The organism is Corynebacterium sp. LaCa54 (assembly GCF_046717495.1).
Lineage (GTDB): Bacteria > Actinomycetota > Actinomycetes > Mycobacteriales > Mycobacteriaceae > Corynebacterium > Corynebacterium kefirresidentii.
The window spans coordinates 1,218,004-1,235,038 of the sequence record NZ_CP177115.1 but is presented as its reverse complement, the minus strand read 5'-3'; the positions used below and the strand labels follow the sequence as shown (position 1 = coordinate 1,235,038).

Annotated in this window: 15 protein-coding genes; 14 read left to right on the top strand and 1 reads right to left on the bottom strand. The window is 58.4% G+C overall.

All coding sequences use genetic code 11. From position 1 onward, the window contains the following. The first annotated feature begins 37 nt into the window (after positions 1–37). From arc to ACLI1M_RS06015, 11 genes are all read left to right on the top strand, one after another. Complete coding sequence (gene arc, locus ACLI1M_RS06065) at positions 38–1,603, top strand: proteasome ATPase (protein WP_248098288.1); 1,566 nt, start codon at positions 38–40, stop codon at positions 1,601–1,603. Further along, entirely contained in the window at positions 1,600–3,132 is a 1,533-nt protein-coding gene (gene dop / locus ACLI1M_RS06060; RefSeq protein ID WP_049378141.1) for a depupylase/deamidase Dop, read from the top strand. The genes arc and dop overlap by 4 nt, the downstream gene beginning before the upstream one ends. A gap of 44 nt (positions 3,133–3,176) precedes the next feature. Further along, positions 3,177–3,368, top strand: coding sequence for a ubiquitin-like protein Pup (locus tag ACLI1M_RS06055; RefSeq protein ID WP_023021554.1), 192 nt, complete (start codon positions 3,177–3,179; stop codon positions 3,366–3,368). A 38-nt stretch (positions 3,369–3,406) separates the two neighbouring features. Then, complete coding sequence (pafA, locus tag ACLI1M_RS06050) at positions 3,407–4,786, top strand: Pup--protein ligase (RefSeq protein ID WP_411706738.1); 1,380 nt, start codon at positions 3,407–3,409, stop codon at positions 4,784–4,786. Between the two features lie 38 nt (positions 4,787–4,824). Next, positions 4,825–5,811 carry a helix-turn-helix transcriptional regulator gene (locus tag ACLI1M_RS06045; RefSeq protein ID WP_248098285.1) on the top strand — a complete coding sequence of 329 codons (987 nt, stop codon included), beginning with the start codon at positions 4,825–4,827 and terminating at the stop codon, positions 5,809–5,811. A gap of 2 nt (positions 5,812–5,813) precedes the next feature. Next, on the top strand, positions 5,814–6,770 hold the full coding sequence (locus tag ACLI1M_RS06040; RefSeq protein ID WP_248098279.1) for a helix-turn-helix transcriptional regulator: 957 nt from the start codon (positions 5,814–5,816) through the stop codon (positions 6,768–6,770). 97 nt (positions 6,771–6,867) lie between these two features. Then, complete coding sequence (gene tatA / locus ACLI1M_RS06035; protein WP_248098276.1) at positions 6,868–7,131, top strand: Sec-independent protein translocase subunit TatA; 264 nt, start codon at positions 6,868–6,870, stop codon at positions 7,129–7,131. Between the two features lie 109 nt (positions 7,132–7,240). Continuing rightward, positions 7,241–8,335, top strand: coding sequence for a twin-arginine translocase subunit TatC (tatC, locus tag ACLI1M_RS06030; protein ID WP_248098274.1), 1,095 nt, complete (start codon positions 7,241–7,243; stop codon positions 8,333–8,335). A 21-nt stretch (positions 8,336–8,356) separates the two neighbouring features. Continuing rightward, on the top strand, positions 8,357–11,173 hold the full coding sequence (locus ACLI1M_RS06025; RefSeq protein WP_248098264.1) for a DEAD/DEAH box helicase: 2,817 nt from the start codon (positions 8,357–8,359) through the stop codon (positions 11,171–11,173). 32 nt (positions 11,174–11,205) lie between these two features. After that, on the top strand, positions 11,206–12,333 hold the full coding sequence (locus ACLI1M_RS06020) for a M24 family metallopeptidase (protein WP_248098262.1): 1,128 nt from the start codon (positions 11,206–11,208) through the stop codon (positions 12,331–12,333). After that, the gene (locus ACLI1M_RS06015) at positions 12,334–13,080 is read left to right on the top strand and encodes an SDR family oxidoreductase (protein ID WP_248098260.1); all 747 of its coding nucleotides are present in this window, start codon (positions 12,334–12,336) and stop codon (positions 13,078–13,080) included. Between the two features lie 14 nt (positions 13,081–13,094). Here the strand turns inward: ACLI1M_RS06015 and ACLI1M_RS06010 are convergent, their stop codons facing one another. Next, entirely contained in the window at positions 13,095–13,883 is a 789-nt protein-coding gene (locus ACLI1M_RS06010) for a precorrin-3B synthase (protein WP_248098258.1), read from the bottom strand. A gap of 85 nt (positions 13,884–13,968) precedes the next feature. Here ACLI1M_RS06010 and ACLI1M_RS06005 point away from each other — a divergent pair, with 85 nt between their 5' ends. From ACLI1M_RS06005 to ACLI1M_RS05995, 3 genes are read left to right on the top strand one after another with little or no spacing between them, the layout of a single operon-like run. Next, positions 13,969–14,571: an FxsA family protein gene (locus ACLI1M_RS06005; protein ID WP_248098257.1), complete on the top strand. Its 603-nt coding sequence runs from the start codon at positions 13,969–13,971 to the stop codon at positions 14,569–14,571. Next, positions 14,571–16,100 (top strand): apolipoprotein N-acyltransferase, encoded by a 1,530-nt coding sequence (gene lnt / locus ACLI1M_RS06000; protein ID WP_248098254.1) that lies wholly within the window; start codon positions 14,571–14,573, stop codon positions 16,098–16,100. Before ACLI1M_RS06005 ends, lnt begins: the two co-directional genes overlap by 1 nt. Positions 16,101–16,105: 5 nt before the next feature. Next, positions 16,106–16,999, top strand: coding sequence for a polyprenol monophosphomannose synthase (locus ACLI1M_RS05995; protein ID WP_023021566.1), 894 nt, complete (start codon positions 16,106–16,108; stop codon positions 16,997–16,999). The last annotated feature ends 36 nt before the right edge of the window (positions 17,000–17,035 follow it).

Sequence of the window (17,035 nt, the reverse complement as noted above, 5' to 3'; positions counted from 1 at the left end):
CCTCTTTCGCTGCCCGCGCCGCGTTAGAGTAGTGGGCATGGATGAAGCCACGGACTATAAGCGGCAGGTAAGCCAGCTTGCCGCCCGCAATCAGAAGTTGGCGGGCTTATTAAAAGAATCGCGCGTGAAGCTGGAGCAGCTTTTTGCCGAGCTCAACGCGCTGGCTGAGCCGGCATCGACCTACGGTGTTTTTCTAGGTTATTCGCCGAACCACAGCGAGGTGGGAACCACCGCGGAGGTCTATACCAATGGCCGCATTATGCAGCTTAAGGTCTCGCCTAACGTGGAACCAGGCAGTCTCTCGGCCGGCCAGCAGGTTCGCTTGGGCGATGGCTTCGTGGTCGTGGAAGGGTGCCCGCCTGAGCGTACAGGCGAGCTAGCAACGGTGGTGGAGCGCCTCAGTCAAGACCGCCTGATAGTGGCAAATTCCTCTGGTGAGGAAAAGGTAGTGCTGCTAGCCCAAGCACTGCGCGAGGATACCCGGGTGTCGGCAGGCGAGGTAGTACTCGTGGATCCCAAAGCTGCCATCGCACTAGAAAAGGTGGAAAAGACTGAAGTCACCCAGCTTTCTTTGGAAGAGGTCCCGGATGTGCGCTATGAGGATATCGGCGGGCTGGACGAGCAGATTTCCCAGATCCGCGATTCCGTAGAGCTACCGTTTATCCATCCCGACCTCTATCACCAATACGAGCTACAGCCGCCTAAGGGCGTGCTCCTGTATGGCCCTCCAGGGTGCGGTAAGACGCTTATTGCCAAGGCAGTAGCCCACTCTTTAGCCCAGCAATTAGGCAGCGACGGCACGAGCTACTTCCTCAATATCAAGGGCCCAGAGCTGCTCAATAAGTATGTGGGGGAGACGGAACGCCGCATCCGCCTCATTTTTGAGCGGGCCCGCGAATTGGCCCAGCTCAGCGCTGACCGGCCAGTGGTCATCTTCTTCGATGAGATGGAATCGATCTTCCGCACTCGTGGCTCGGGTGTGTCCTCCGATATGGAAACCACGGTTGTTCCCCAGCTGCTCACGGAGCTCGATGGAGTTGAGAGCCTGTCCAATGTGATCGTCATTGGCGCTACCAACCGCGAAGAACTCATCGATCCCGCCATCATGCGCCCCGGCCGGCTTGACATCAAGATCCGGGTTAACCGCCCGAATAAACAGGGGGCCCGAGAAATTTTCGCCCGGCACTTCACCGAATCCGTCCCGCACCAGGGCGCGTTGGACGAACTCATTATCGCCGCGGTGGATGAGCTTTATGCCGATCGCCCCTTCGTACAGCTGCACTTTTCCAGCGGGGAACGGGAAATATTGCATTACCGCGACTTTGTCTCCGGCGCAATGATTGCCAATATCCTCTCGCGGGCCAAAAAGCTGGCTATCAAGGACGCTCTCCGGTTGCGTGCAGGCAGCGAGCAGGCGGCAGGTGGGGACCACGAGGGCATCGCCAAGCAACACTTGCTCGATGCCATCGCAGCCGAGCGCGCCGAGTCCGAATATGTACCTACCTCCACCAACCCGGAGGAATGGACCAAGATCATTTCCCAAGACCATTCCGGTGCCCGCGTGGAACGGGTGGAGTTATTGACCACAAGGAGGAGCGCATGAGCCGCATTGTAGGTACCGAAACCGAGTACGGAATTGCGACCCCAGAGCTACCGGAGTACTCACCTATTATTTCTTCCACTCACGCGGTAGTAGCTTATGCCGCGATGCACACAGGGGCGCGCTCACGCTGGGATTTTGCCGAGGAACACCCGCTGCGCGATTCCCGCGGTTTTGATCTCAAGCGCTACCAGACGGTGCCCGTAGTCGACCCGAATGCCATCGGAGTAGCCAATGTGGTCACGGCTAATGGCGCGCGCTTTTATGTTGACCACGCGCACCCGGAGTATTCCGCACCGGAATGCACTAATGCCTGGGAAGCTACGCTTTATGACGCCGCAGGGGACGCCACGCTCCTGCAAGCGGCTGCGGCCGTGGCGGGGCTGAGCGCGCAAGGAAAGTCCGTTCTTGCCAACCACGAGCCCTGCCCAGCCCTGCGTTTTTATAAAAATAACGTGGATGGAAAAGGCGCCTCTTATGGCTCTCATGAGAACTATCAGTACTCCCGTGAAACGGACTTCGACACCATGGCGCAGGCCCTCATCCCTTTCTTCGTTGCTCGCCAGGTAGTCATCGGCGCCGGGCGCATGGGACGCGGCGAGTTTGGTGAAGAGCCAGGTTTCCAGATCTCCCAACGCGCTGATTATATTGAGCAAGAAATCTCGCTGGAGACCACCCTCAACCGCGGCATTATCAATACCCGCGATGAGCCGCATGCGGTCCATGCTGACTTCGGCCGCCTCCACGTCATCATTGGGGACGCGAATATGTCGCAGACGTCTACATTGCTCAAACTGGGGATGACCTCTCTGGTGCTCGATGCCATCGAAGAGGGCGTGGACTTCAGCGACCTCCGCCTGCAGGATGCTGTGGCGGAAGTCCCACGCGTGAGCCGCGATCTTAGGCTTCAGCATCGGCTCACGCTTGCCGACGCCCGCCAGCTCACCGCCCTAGAGCTCCTTGCCGAATATCGCGCACGCGTCACCCCACGCACACCCACCGATCACAAGGTCCTCGCGGCCTGGGACGAGGTAGTTTCGCTACTGGAGAAAGACCCGATGCAGGCCGCACACCTGCTGGACTGGGTGGCAAAGTATCGCCTGATTAAGGGCTATCTCGACCGCGGCGTCAATCCAGACGACCCCAAGCTGCGGCTCATAGACCTGCAATACGCGGAGATTGACCCAGCCAAATCGCTTCACCACGCTCTAGTGCGCAAAGGCCAGATGCGGCAGCTTTTTAGCGCCGCCGAAATTGAGCGTGCTTCCAGCTGTCCGCCGGAGGACACCCGCGCTTATTTCCGCGGCCGAGTAACGCAGAAATTCGGCGAGAACATCATTGCCGCAAGCTGGCAAAGCCTCACCGTACGAGTAGGGGAGGGCACCGACGCACCGTGGGCCACAGTCCCCATGGATATCGCCACTGGTCTCACTCAGGCTGAATGTGGAGAGATGATTGACGCCGCCGACACGGTCGAGGATCTTCTCCAAAGACTCACTGACAGCGAGATCCACCCCGAGTACCGTAATTAACAACCACGAATTAAAGCAGGATCCACAGAAAGGATTTCCCACCTATGTCCACTCACCAGTCTCAGGTCACCGGCGGTAATGGCGGCGATAACTCCGCTGGCGACGAGGAATTTACCTCCACGCAGCTCAGCATCAATACAACCGGCACCGATGAACTCCTCGATGAGATCGACGGGCTACTAGAAAATAACGCCGAGGAATTCGTGCGCTCCTATGTCCAAAAGGGCGGGCAGTAAGGGTGAGTGACCAGCGCCCTGTCTTTGCCCGACGCATCATGGGCATTGAAACAGAATATGGCCTAACTACCAGCGCGGGCTCGAAGGAACGGACTCTGAGCCCCGATGAGGTAGCGCGCGTGCTTTTCCGGCCCATTGTCCAAGAGCATTCCTCCTCCAATATTTTTTCTACCAATGCCAGCCGCCTCTACCTCGATGTCGGTTCCCACCCCGAGGTAGCCACCGCCGAGTGCGATAGTTTAAGCCAGCTTTTAGCCTATGAATGCGCCGGCGATGCCATTGTCAACCGGCTTGGCGAGCAAGCAGAGCAAACTTTCGCCGCTGAGGGCCACCCGCGTGCGGTGTACCTTTTTAAAAACAACGTGGACTCGGCTGGCAATTCCTTCGGCTGCCACGAAAACTATCTCATCAGCCGCCATATGGTCCTCAAGGACTTGGGCCTTGAGCTCCTGCCGTTCCTCATCACCCGTCAGCTCATCTGCGGCGCCGGCATGGTCCAACCCGCTAAGGGCGATAAGCCCGCCCAATTCCTGCTCTCGCAGCGTGCGGACCAGGTGTGGGAAGGCGTTTCTTCTGCTACCACCCGTTCGCGTCCCATCATCAATACCCGCGACGAGCCGCATGGCGATTCCAAACGCTTCCGCCGCATGCACGTCATCGTGGGAGATTCCAATATGGCCGAGCCAACTATGGCGCTGAAAGTAGGTTCAACGCTGCTCATTTTGGAAATGTTGGAGGCCGGATTTGAGCTGCCGAAATATGAGATCGAAAAGCCGATTCACCATATCCGCGCTATTGCGCGCGATATGACGGGATCGACCGAACTACCACTTAGCGGAGGTGGATCAGTCACCGCGCTGGAGGTGCAACAGCAGCTCTGTATGCGCGCAAGCCAATGGCTGGAAGAAAGGGAAGACGCTGGTACCCCTACCTCCGAAATGCGGCGCGTAGTTGATCTCTGGCAACGCACCCTGCGCGCCATTGAGACCCAAGATTTTTCCGAAGTGGACAGGGAAATCGACTGGGTCATTAAACTCGCCCTGCTTGAGCGCTACCGTGCGCGGCTCGGTGGGCAGTGGGACCACCCTAAGCTGGCCCAGATTGATATGACCTATCACGATATCCGTCCTGGACGCGGGCTCTACCATGTACTGCTGCGCAAAGGTCTTATCGATCGCTGGATTGAGGATTCTGATATTGAACGCGCGATGGACACAGCGCCGGCGACCACGCGCGCTGCGCTGCGCGGCCAGTTCTTGGCTACCGCGCGTAACTGTGGCGCCAATGTCACCGTTGATTGGACGCGGCTGAAAGTCAATCGGCCCGAACCGCGAACCGAGGAACTTTTGGATCCCTTCATTGCCCACGATGAACGAGTCGATGCATTGCTAGACTATTTGCGTTCACACCACAGCTAGATCCACCATAGAGTCATATCAGGGAGACAACACAGCACGTGGCAGCACACAACCCCACGCCCAAACGGCATGATGAGGCGGTAGAAAGGCTCACCAACCTCTCCTTCGCGCTACAAGGCGCGGCAAACTCCGGCGGTAGCCCTGATCGCAGCGCTGCATGGATTCGTCGCCACGTTGCCGGGTACGGCGATAAGTCGGGCGAGGCTTTTGCCAAGTCCTTGGCGCGCGATATAGCGACCCTCCAACGCGCTGGGGTGCCCATTGTGCATTCCGGTGGTGAGGATGGCGCGCGCTACCGTCTTGACGCGAGTAGTTACCAGCTACCGCCGGTGGAATTTTCTCCGGAAGAGGCCATGGTTTTAGGCATAGCAGGGGGAATGGGTACCACGGGAGGCTTAAGCGATTTCTCTTTATCTGGGTGGACCAAGATTGCCGCCAGCGGCGCCTCGCGCAACCTTTCCGGCGCGCCGGTGTACACAGCAGTCAATGACATCACCCGCCTCGCCCCGGAAGTTATTACCTCTGTCCTCGCTGCGGTGCGCAACCGACTGCGCATTACTTTTTCCTACCGCGCAAACCCGGCCGCTAAGCCAGTACGCCGCGTGATGGATCCTTGGGGAGTGGTCAACCGTGATAGCCACATTTACATCGTGGGTTTCGATGTGGACCGCGGCGCCCCACGTGTCTTTCGTGCGCTTCGCGTCTCCGATATCAAACGCTCACATCATCCTGCAGAACACACCGTGCCAACAGAGACCTTGCAGGTCTTGGTAGAGCGCGCATTGCAGCGCGGAGAAAAGGTAGACGCGCGGCTTATTATTCCGGTGGGAAAGGCACAGGAGTTAATGGATGCGGGCGAGAAGCAGCCTGATGGCACGGTAATGCTGCGCAACGTGGATAAGGATTGGCTCGTGCGCACAGCGGCCGGGTACGCGCCAGAGGTACAGGTGGTCGAACCTGCCGGGGTGCGCCAGGAGGTCATTTCTCTTCTGCGCGCCGCCGCGCAACGGCAGGAAGGACGCTAGATATGGCCGATGCATCGCAAAAGCTCCAGGCGCTCGTGCGCTCTTTGAACCTGATTCCTTACTTTAAAAATCACCCCGACAAGACGCCGATGGAAGCGGCTACGGATTTGGGAATGGAGCCCGGTGAGCTGAAGGAGGCCCTCGATCGTCTATTTTGTTCCGGCACGGGCCGCAATACTGAAGATCTCATTGATCTCAGCTTCAGCTACCGCGACGGGGTAACCATCCACAATGATCAAGGCCTAAGCCAAGCGTTGCGTCTTACTCCCACCGAGGCCGGCGCCTTGCTCCTTACCTTGGAGTCACTGCAGGCAATGCCGGGGCTCATTGACGCCCAGGCTGTCGAATCCGCCGCTGCTAAACTACGCGGCATCATGGATGAAAAGACGGCAGCAATCTATGATTCGCTGTCTACTCCGGCCCCTGAAGAGACGGATATCCAAGCGCTTTTGACTCAAGCGGTCAATGAACGAAAGCGAGTGAGGCTGCGCTACTGGAGTGCTTCATCTAATGCAGAATCCGAGAGGCTGGTGGACCCAGCCCGCATCTTCATCGTTGATTCTGAGCCTTATCTAGCGGCATGGGAAGAAGCTAAGCAAGCCCATCGCACCTTCCGGATCGACCGTATAAGGACCGCTCACATGGAAGAAGAGCAGTCGCAGCCGCACTTAAAAGACCTCGATTTCGATGCCGTTTCACCCTTTAATTTGGGCAATGGGGACACCGTGAAACTAGCAATTAACCAAGAATTCACGTGGCTGGCTGAGTATTACGATATGCGGCTGGGCGAAGACCTAGGAAATGGGGAAGTAGCTGCGACGATGCCTGTGGGATCAGTGGACTGGCTGATTCGTTTTGCCTTGGGTCAAGCTGATAGGTTGCGAGTAGTTGCTCCTCAATCCGTGGTTAAGCTCATTGCGGAGCGAGGAAATGCCGCTTTGAGCGGCTATACTCAATAGCCAGTTACTTGCCCGTTAACTGCGCCCGCCCGCTGGAAGATTTTCCGGCAGTACCGCTGCTCGGCATGCTGGCGCACTAGTTGAAAGAGGTTTCTCCATGAACCTAGGACCTATGGAAATCGGCCTAATCGTTCTCGTTATCGTCTTGCTATTCGGTGCAAAGAAGCTGCCGGATCTGGCACGTTCCATGGGCCGTTCCATGCGCATCTTCAAATCTGAGGTTAATGAGATGCAGTCCGAGGATACCCAGCGTTCCCAGGCGCAGGCACAGCTGAACCAGAAGCAGCAGTCCGACGAGGAATTCTGGAATCGACCGGACATGCAGCCGGGCCAGCAGAGCAACACCAACCCTCAGCAGTAAACGCCCCCAGCCCGTCGTTGCGCGAACACCTCTGCAGCGCGTGGATACACTCTCGTAATCCGCGCAGCAGGGAAGTGTTCGCTTCTTTGCGTTTGAAAGAGCCATACTGATGTCGCCACAGTCACAACCTGTTTCTGCCCCGAAGGCAAGCAAGAACGTGAAGGGGAAGCTGCGTTTTTCGCGCAAGCAGAAGAACCCTACCGGGGAGATGACCTTGGTGGAGCACCTGCAGGAGCTTCGCCGCCGCGTCATCATCGCCGTTTTAGCGGTGGTCGTCGGCGCCATCATTGGCTTTATCTGGTACCAACGCGCACCGTTCGGTATCTCCCCGCTGGGTGAGATCCTCCGCGAGCCCTATTGTGCGCTGCCAGCAGACAAGCGCGCCTCTTTCAGTGCGGATGGCGAATGCCGTCTTTTGGCCACCAGCCCTTTTGAAATGCTCCTGCTGCGCTTGAAGGTAGGCGCTCTGGCGGGCACCGTATTGTCCTCGCCGGTGTGGCTATATCAGATTTGGGCCTTCGTAGTCCCTGGCCTCCATAAAAATGAGCGTCGCTACACCTTGAGTTTCGTCTCTGCCGCAGTGGGACTATTCGTTGCTGGCGCCGTGCTCGCGTATTTCATCCTGTCCGTTGGGCTGGAATTCCTCATGGGCATCGGTGAAGAGTACCAAACAGCAGCGCTGACAGGTGAACGCTATTTCTACTTCCTTTTGGCATTGCTGCTGATATTCGGCATCAGCTTTGAAATTCCCCTGCTTATCGTCTCGCTCAATCTTATCGGCGTGCTCGAATATGAGCATGTCAAAGACAAACGGCGGATCATTATCGTCCTCGTGATGATTTTTGCCGCCTTTGTCACCCCGGGCCAGGATCCCTTCTCAATGGTGGTCTTAGCTGGATCCCTCATTCTTCTTATTGAGATTGCATTCCAGTTCTGTCGCCTCCACGATAAGCGCATGCAACGCCAGCGCCCCGAGTGGATGGACCTTGATGACGAGACAGCCTCACCGCTCGGCGCCGGACCAGGAGCGGTCGGCGGGCCTACTCCCGTCGCGGCGCCAACCCAGGTACACCCTTCGCCCGCTCCTTCTCAGCAGGTTTCTCAACCAGTCCAGCAGGCACAGCGACAGCAGCCGCAGACGTGGACCACCGGCGGCACCGGGACTTCGTCGAACAGCGGCGGCTTTTTCGACGATGTCCTCTAGGCACGGGTAGCCTGGGGAGTCATGACTGAAACTCATCTGGATTCTTTTTCTGCAGCCCTGCCATACCCCTTGGATGAGTTCCAGGTTAAGGGCTGCCAAGCCGTGGAAGACGGGCACGGTGTGCTGGTGTGCGCGCCGACCGGCGCCGGCAAGACCATCGTGGGCGAGTTTGCGGTGTCGCTGGCATTAAGCCGAGGTACCAAGTGCTTTTATACAACTCCCATTAAGGCGTTGAGCAACCAGAAGTATCACGACTTGGTGGAAGAGCACGGTGAGGAAGCCGTCGGCTTGCTCACCGGTGATGTATCGATCAACTCCGATGCAGAGATCGTCGTTATGACCACCGAGGTGCTGCGCAATATGATCTACGCAGAATCCGCAGCACTAGATCGCCTTACCCATGTGGTCATGGATGAGATCCACTTTTTGGCCGATGCCTCGCGCGGCGCAGTGTGGGAAGAGGTAATCCTCAACCTGGCAGACCATGTCTCCATCATTGGTCTATCTGCCACAGTGTCCAATTCGGAAGAATTCGGCGATTGGCTTTCCACTGTGCGTGGCGATACCACCGTCATCGTTTCCGAACACCGCCCAGTTCCGCTCGACCAGTGGATGATGCTGGGACGTAAGATTTATCCGCTTTTCGAACCCGAATCCGGCGGACAAGTCAACGCCGAGCTAGAGCGTAGAATCCAGCGCCTTGAGGCCGGCGATACCGACGACGGTCGCGCAGACTATAAGTCCGGCAAGGGTTTTCGCGCACGCGCCCGCCACAAGAGCGGCGGTCGTAGTGAATTCCGTGGAAGGGGAAGGGGACGCTCCGGTGCTTCTCGCCAGCAGGATCGCTATCGCCCCTTGGGCCGTCCGGAGGTACTGAAAGTACTCCAGTCCCAAGACATGCTGCCGGCCATTACCTTCATTTTCTCCCGCGCTGGCTGCGATGGCGCGCTCTATCAGTGTCTGCGCAGCCGCATGGTGCTTACCTCCCAAGAAGAAGCGCAGCAGATCAAAGAAATCGTCGATGCTGGTGTAGAAGGTATCCCCGAAGAAGATCTACAGGTCCTAGACTTCAAGCGCTGGCGCGAAGCCCTTTCCCGGGGCTTCGCGGCACACCATGCAGGTATGCTGCCGGCCTTCCGGCACATCGTGGAAGACCTCTTCGTACGCGGCCTCGTCCGCGCCGTCTTCGCTACCGAAACCTTGGCTCTCGGCATCAATATGCCGGCGCGCACCGTGGTGCTAGAAAAACTCATCAAATTCAATGGTGAGGCCCACGTTGATCTCACCCCCGGCCAGTACACGCAGCTAACTGGCCGCGCGGGGCGTCGCGGCATCGATACCTTGGGCAATGCAGTCGTGCAATGGGCCCCCGCCATGGATCCGCGTCAAGTAGCCGGCCTTGCTTCCACCCGCACTTACCCTCTCATTTCTACCTTCGCTCCAGGCTACAATATGGCAATCAACTTGCTGGGCATGCTTGGGTTCGAAGACTCTCTTCGGTTGTTAGAGAAGTCTTTTGCCCAGTTCCAAGCGGATGGCTCGGTGGTGGAAGAAACCCGTGAAATTGAGCGCGCGGAACATCGAGTACGCGAGCTGCGCAGCCAGCTGGATGATGCCGTGGCATCGCTCGCACCTCCTGCCAAGGATGGGGAAGATCCCGCCGAGGTACTGATGGACTACGTCCGCCTGCGCCGCGAACTCAGCGCTGAAGAAAAGCAGTCCAAAATCGATAGCGCTAACCAACGCAACCAAGAAGTAATCGCGGTTCTGGGACGCCTGCAGCTAGGCGACGTTATTGCCATGCCTGGCAAGAAGCGCCCTATTCTCGCTGCGGTTGTCACGCCCGCTAACCAGACCGCGGATCCCCGCCCGTGGATTACCACGGAATCTGGGTGGTCTGGTCGGATCGACGCCGCTGGGATCAATAACCCTCCCATTCAGGTGGGGCGCATTAAAATACCCAAGCCGGTACGCAAGAATCCGCGGCGCAATACCCGTTATGTGCAGGATGTCTTGCACCGAGAGCACTTCGACCGCCCCAAGCGAATGAAGTCGCAGCCCCGTACTCGGCCCAATAAGCGGGTAGGGCAGTTGCGCGATCAGCTACGCGCTCATCCCGCGCACGAGTGGCCGGCCACCGACCGCGAGCAGCTGGCGGGCTTGGCACAAAAGCTCGCACGGCGCGAGCGTGACCGAGACAAGCTCCAGTCCAAGGTAAATAAGGCTACAGATACTTTGGGCCGCACCTTCGAGCGCATTGTAGACCTTCTGGCAGAGATGGACTATGTCGAGTTCACCGGGGTAGGTTCCGAACGCACGCCCGTAATTACTGAGGAAGGCGAGCGTCTAGCCAAAATCCACAGCGAATCCGATCTGCTCGTGGCGCAATGCCTCAAACGCGGCATTTGGGATGACCTGGATCCGGCGGAGCTTGCTGGCGTTGCCTCCTTGTGCTGCTTCGAAAACCGCAAGGCTACCAGTGGGCAGCCGGAAGCAGCTACCGAGCGCATGGCCGATGCCATGAATGGCACGTGGCGCGTTTATACCGAACTCACCGCCGATGAGCAGCGCCACCGTCTGCCGCCTACTCGTGAGCCGGAGGCTGGTTTCGCCCTGGCCGTCCACCAATGGGCAGCCGGTGCCCCCTTGGGCTATTGCATGGCTGCCGCTAATGAAGCCGGCGCCGAACTTACCCCCGGTGATTTTGTCCGCTGGTGCCGGCAGGTCATTGACCTCCTGCAGCAGGTGGCGAAGACCGGCTATGACGGCGAGATTCAGCGCAATGCCCGTCGGGCTATCGATGCCATTCAGCGCGGTGTGGTAGCCATCGGCGCCTAGAGGCCGCGGCTTGGGCGAGTAGACTCTGGGACATGACTGTTACTCAGACTTTTTCCGCTGATGTCTACGCCCAGCGCCTGCAGGCCGCCCAACAGGCCGCTAAGGACAAGGACATCGATCTGCTCCTCATCGGTACGGGTCCAGACTTTGCCTATCTCACTGGCTCCTGGGTTTCCTCGCACGAGCGCCTTACCGTTTTGGTCGTGCCGCAGCAAGGCAATGCGTGGATCGCAGCGCCTAATACCGATATCACCGATATCAAGGCGGCTCCAGTAGGAGAGCTGGATGTAGAGCTGCGGGGTTGGAACGACGGCGATAATCCCTATGAGCTAGCACTAGATGGTGCAGGCGCTGCTCTAAACAACGTGGCCCTGGGGCAGTCGCTGACTGCAGACCACGTCCTGCGTTTTCAGGATCTGATCCCACTCGCTAATTATCAGTTGGCTACCTACGCGCTGGCGGAGCTTTTTACCCGCAAGGATGAAGCTGAGATTGCTGAGCTGCGCAAGGCTGGCCAGGCCATCGATGCGGTCCACGCACAGGTGCCAAAACTCCTCCAGCCGGGCCGCACCGAGGCGGAGGTGGCTCAGGAATTGGAAGAGCTCATCTTGCAAGAGCACACCGTTATCGATTTCGTGATTGTCGGCTCGGGTCCGAACGGCGCCAACCCGCACCATAGTTTCTCGGACCGTGTGTTAGCGGAGGGCGAGCCAGTCGTCGTCGATATCGGCGGCACTCTGCCTTCTGGTTACCACTCCGATTGCACCCGCACCTACGTGGTCGGCGGGGACGTTTCCAAGGCACCGCAGGACTTTCAGGATGCTTATGCCGTGCTTGCCGACGCCCAAGCAGCCGCCCGCGCCGCAGCCCACCCCGGTAGCACCGCCGCAGAGATCGATGCCATTACCCGCAAGGCGATCGCTGCAGCCGGCTGGGGCGACAACTTTGTCCACCGCACCGGACATGGCATTGGACTATCTACGCACGAAGAGCCGTTCATTATGGAAGGCAATGACCTCACATTGGAAGAAGGCATGGCCTTTTCCATTGAGCCGGGCATCTACGTGGAAGGCAAGTGGGGCATGCGCTTGGAGGATATCGTGGTGCTTACTAGCGATGGCTACGAGTCCCTCAACCTAGCTCCGCGTGAAGTCCGTTAAATGGCTGGCGTATTAATACTTGGCGGTCGCAGTGATATCGGCGGCGAAATAGCTCGGCGGGTGGCTCCCGGTAAGGACATTGTGCTCGCTGCTCGTGGCACCCACGGAATGGACGGTAGAGAACAGCAGTTGCGGGCGGCGGGCGCGCGCAGCGTGCACTTGCTTGATTTCGACGCCGCAGATTTTCCGTCCCATGCTGGAGTTGTCGATCGCGCGATAGAGCTAGCAGGACCTCTGGAGATTGCGGTTGTAGCCTTTGGCATCCTGGGTGACCAGGAGCGAGCGGAACGCGATGCTTCCCACGCGGTCGACATCGCCACGATTGATTACGCGGCGCAGATTTCCCTGCTCACCTTGGTTTCTGAGCGCATGCAGCGCGGCCACATCATCGCGTTTTCCTCGATCGCAGGGTGGAGGGCCCGTCGAGCGAATTACGTCTACGGTTCTACCAAGGCTGGTCTTGACGCCTTCTGTCAAGGTTTGGCCGATAAGCTGCACGGCAGTCGGCTAGGACTCATTACCGCACGCCCCGGCTTCGTGATTGGCAGCATGACAGAAGGAATGAAACCGGCGCCGCTTTCGGTGCGTCCAGAGGATGTGGCCGGGGCCGTGGTCAGCTGCATAGACCACGATGCACGGCGCGGTAGACCGCGTTCGCGCACCATCTGGATCCCCAGAGCTCTACAGGGCCTAGCGTGGATCATTCGCCTCGTGCCGCGCCCAATCTGGCGTCACATGCCACGCTAGAGTCTGCGATCCTGCTAGTGTGCGCGGAGCAGTGGGGAGTTGATGTCGAAGATGAATCCACGCGGGGCGAGTACGCGCAGAACCACCTCGGCATCGCCCTCAGCGATATTGTGAAAGACTAATCCACCCCACGGGGTGACGGTGATGTCTACCTCCAGCTGCCCAATGAGCTGTGCAAACTCGGCTGGAATTGCGCCTTTATGAACGCCTGCGCCCAGATCAACGATGCCCGCAGGCAGATGCTCATCCAGCCAGCCAATGGGGCCGGGTTCTGCCAGGGCGGAGCTTGTGTGTTCCTCGGCCTCCGCGCGCTGGAGTGCTTCCTCATAATGACGGGCGGCGGCGTGTGGGGTAAGTGGGGCAGTAGGGGCGTCGACAAGCGGGGAGCGCCCAAGGTGCAAAGAACCATCCTTGTCGATGTTTAAACTCACACCAGCGGCACCCGCGGGCAAGCTATCCTCTTCCGCGATGACTGCAAGACCTGGCCCGCCTTCTATCGCACCCAATTCAGCCGCAATATCTTGGGCCGCCTGCTTGGCCGCTGCCGATAGGGGTGAGGCCAGCACCGGCACCGTGGCGGCATGTAGATGCAGGCCCTGGAGCCGCCGCTTAAGCGCCTCCGCATCCGTAATTCCGCGCAGCTCGATGGCAGAAAACCGGTCGATGTACACAAATCCATCCGCGCAATCACTGGCGCATTCTGCCAAAGTTACCCAATCTGGGGCGTGGGTGCTGCCGCCGGCAACGTGGATGCGGGTGCACGTGCCGTACTGAGGGTCGTCGAAAAGCGCAGGAGTAAACATGCGCACCAGTTTAACCTGCCGCAGCTGCAGCATAGTTCACGAGTGTTGCCAGCGCATTTTCAGTCTGCCTCGTTAAACTGAGGCCATGCCGTTTTTCTATTTTGCTCTCTACATGGTCGCAGAAACCCTGACTTTCTGGGCTGTATCCACATGGATCGGTGTAGGTTGGGCGCTAATCGCGCTCTTTGTCACCATGTTTTTCGGAATGTCCATCGCCGGCATTGAAGTCCGGCGCTTGATGGGAAAGCAGGTCGAACGCACAGGAGACGGCACTTACGTTGTCCGCGGCGGCAATATGGGCAAGACTGCCAGCAACGTAGGTCTTACCTTGGTAGGCGGCATGTTGCTCTCCTTGCCTGGCTTCCTAACCACGATTCTCGGCGCCCTACTTATTTTCTCGCCCACCCGTGCAATCATCCGCACAGTTATGGCAGCGTCTTTGTACCGCAAGATCGAGAATATGGGTGTCAAGATCTACGAGGCAACCCCGATGGCGCAGCAGCATGACACGTATGGCGATTTTGTCTCCTTCGGCCGCGGACAAGCCGCACACAGCGGGCACCCGAGTACTCAGGACGCTGGCCCACATGAGGTCTTGGATGAGGAAGAGATTCGCCGGTGGACTGAAAACCTAGATCCGGATGACTTTGGCCCTGCCGGTGGCGAGACCAAGGGCGGCAAGAGCTAGTGTTGCCTATCCTTGCCCGCCTTTTAGTGGCGGGCCTTTCTGGTCTGCTTACTTATGCCGCCATTGAGCCCCGCGGCTGGTGGTGGGCCTCAGTAGTAGGTATGGGCTTGCTCTATGTGAGTTTGATGCCTTGGGGAACTAGGCACGTCTCCGCCCGTCTGGGCGCACTACTCGCGGTAGCGCATTCACTCGTGCTCTATCTTCTCACCTTGCCCTGGATCGGTGAATTGGTGGGAAGCGGGCCGTATATTGCGTTGGCAGTATGGCTTGCGGTTTACGCCATCCTATTGGGCTTTGGCGGCGCTGCGGTGGCACGGTGGAAGTACGGTTTTATTGCTTTCCCGTTCGTCTACCTCGCGGTGGAGGTGCTGCGTTCTTCTCTACCTTTCGGTGGTTTTTCCTGGGTCAAACTGGCTTGGGGGCAAATCGACGGGCCGCTAGCCAAGCTAGCGCCGTGGGGTGGCACCTCGCTTATCACCGTCGCCACAGTACTGTGTGGCTGCGGAATCGCCGCCCTGTTGTTTCACCGCAGCTGGACGGTCAAGGGTATCGCCCTTGCAGCAGCTATCCTGCCCCTAATAACGGCGACGGTGGCAGGATTGGGCATCAACCGAGACGACGCTACTATTGGCGAAGCAAAGGTTGCGGCAATCCAAGGAAACGTGCCTCGCATGGGCCTAGATTTTGCTGGGCAACGCCAAGCGGTTCTCAATAATCATGTGGCTGAAACGAAGAAGCTGGCCGCGCGCGACAAGGACATCGACCTTGTCATCTGGCCTGAAAACTCATCCGATATCAATCCTTTCCATGACGGTAGGGCAGCCGCGGCAATCAGTGGTGCCGTTGATGCGATTGATGCCCCCGTTCTGGTTGGCACCGCTACGCGCGATGACGTGGGCGCCCGCAATACCATGCAGGTCTTTGCCCCTGGCCACGCGGTAGGGGACCACCACTATAAGAAGTACCTGCAGCCTTTCGGTGAGACCATGCCCATGCGGGATTTCTTTGCCAAATTTTCTGACTACGTGGATCTTGCCGGGGACTTCAAACCCGGCGATGGTCCAGGTGTGGTTTCCATGGCGGGCGTGCCGGTAGGCGTGGCAACGTGTTACGAAGTCTCCTTCGACAACGCCTTTAGAGAATCGGTCGAAAATGGCGCACAATTGCTGACTACGCCAACCAATAACGCCACCTTTGGCTACTCGGATATGACTTACCAGCAATTGGCCATGAGCCGGCTGCGTGCGATGGAGACAGACCGTGCCGTGGTGGTGGCGGCAACCTCTGGAGTATCTGCCATTGTTCACCCCGATGGCCGCGTCAGCCAGTCCACGGAAATTTTTACGCCGGCCGCTCTCGTGGAGCAGTTGCCTTTGCGTAGCGGCGAGACCTTTTCCGTTAGGTTTGGTTCGCCCCTGCAATGGCTCATGGTTATTATTGGAACAGTCTGCGCACTGGTAGCTTTGCGCACAAACCGCCTGCGACGCACCCCGCGCCGCTCCGGCACAGATACATACGTAGGAGCATAAACACTGTGAGCACGCTTGAAGCCTCGACCTTGGTCATCATCCCGACCTACAACGAGATCGAAAACCTACCTCTCATTACTGGACGCGTCCGCGCGGCGGTCCCAGAGGTGCATATCCTCATCGTGGACGATAACTCGCCCGATGGCACCGGCGACAAGGCCGATGAGTTCGCAGCGCAGGATGACCATATCCACGTTCTCCACCGCGAAGGCAAGGGTGGCCTGCTAGGCGCCTATATCGCTGGCTTTGAGTGGGGCTTGGAGCGTGATTACCAGGTACTGTGCGAGATGGATGCAGATGGCTCCCACGCGCCGGAGCAGCTGCACTTGCTGCTCGAAGAGGTAGACAAGGGTGCGGACCTAGTTATCGGCTCCCGCTATATTCCGGGCGGCGAGACCGTCAACTGGCCGGCTTCTCGCGAGTACCTTTCCCGTTTGGGCAATATCTACATTTCCGTGGCGCTGGGCGCTGGTCTGTCCGATATGACCGCCGGTTATCGTGCCTTCCGCCGCGAGCTCCTCGAATCCATTGATTTCGACGAGCTATCCAAGGCGGGCTATATCTTCCAGGTGGATCTGGCTTTCCGCGCGGTTAAGGCCGGCTTCGATGTCCGCGAGGTTCCTATTACCTTCACCGAGCGCGAATACGGCGAGTCCAAGCTTGATGGTTCCTTCGTGAAAGATTCCCTGCTGGAGGTAACCAAGTGGGGCGTTGCCCACCGCACGGAGCAGCTGCAGGATTTCGGCGGCGCCGTATCCAAGCTGGTCAATCGTGAGGTCAAGGATGGCTCCATTCACGATCTAGGCGTGCAGGCCCGCAAGGGCGCCGGCTGGGCATCTGACTTCGCCGGGGAAATTGCTCACCTAGCAAAGCACCAGATTGCACAGTTGAAGAAGTAGCCCATGCTTCAACGCTAAAGGCCCGTACCGTCCCTT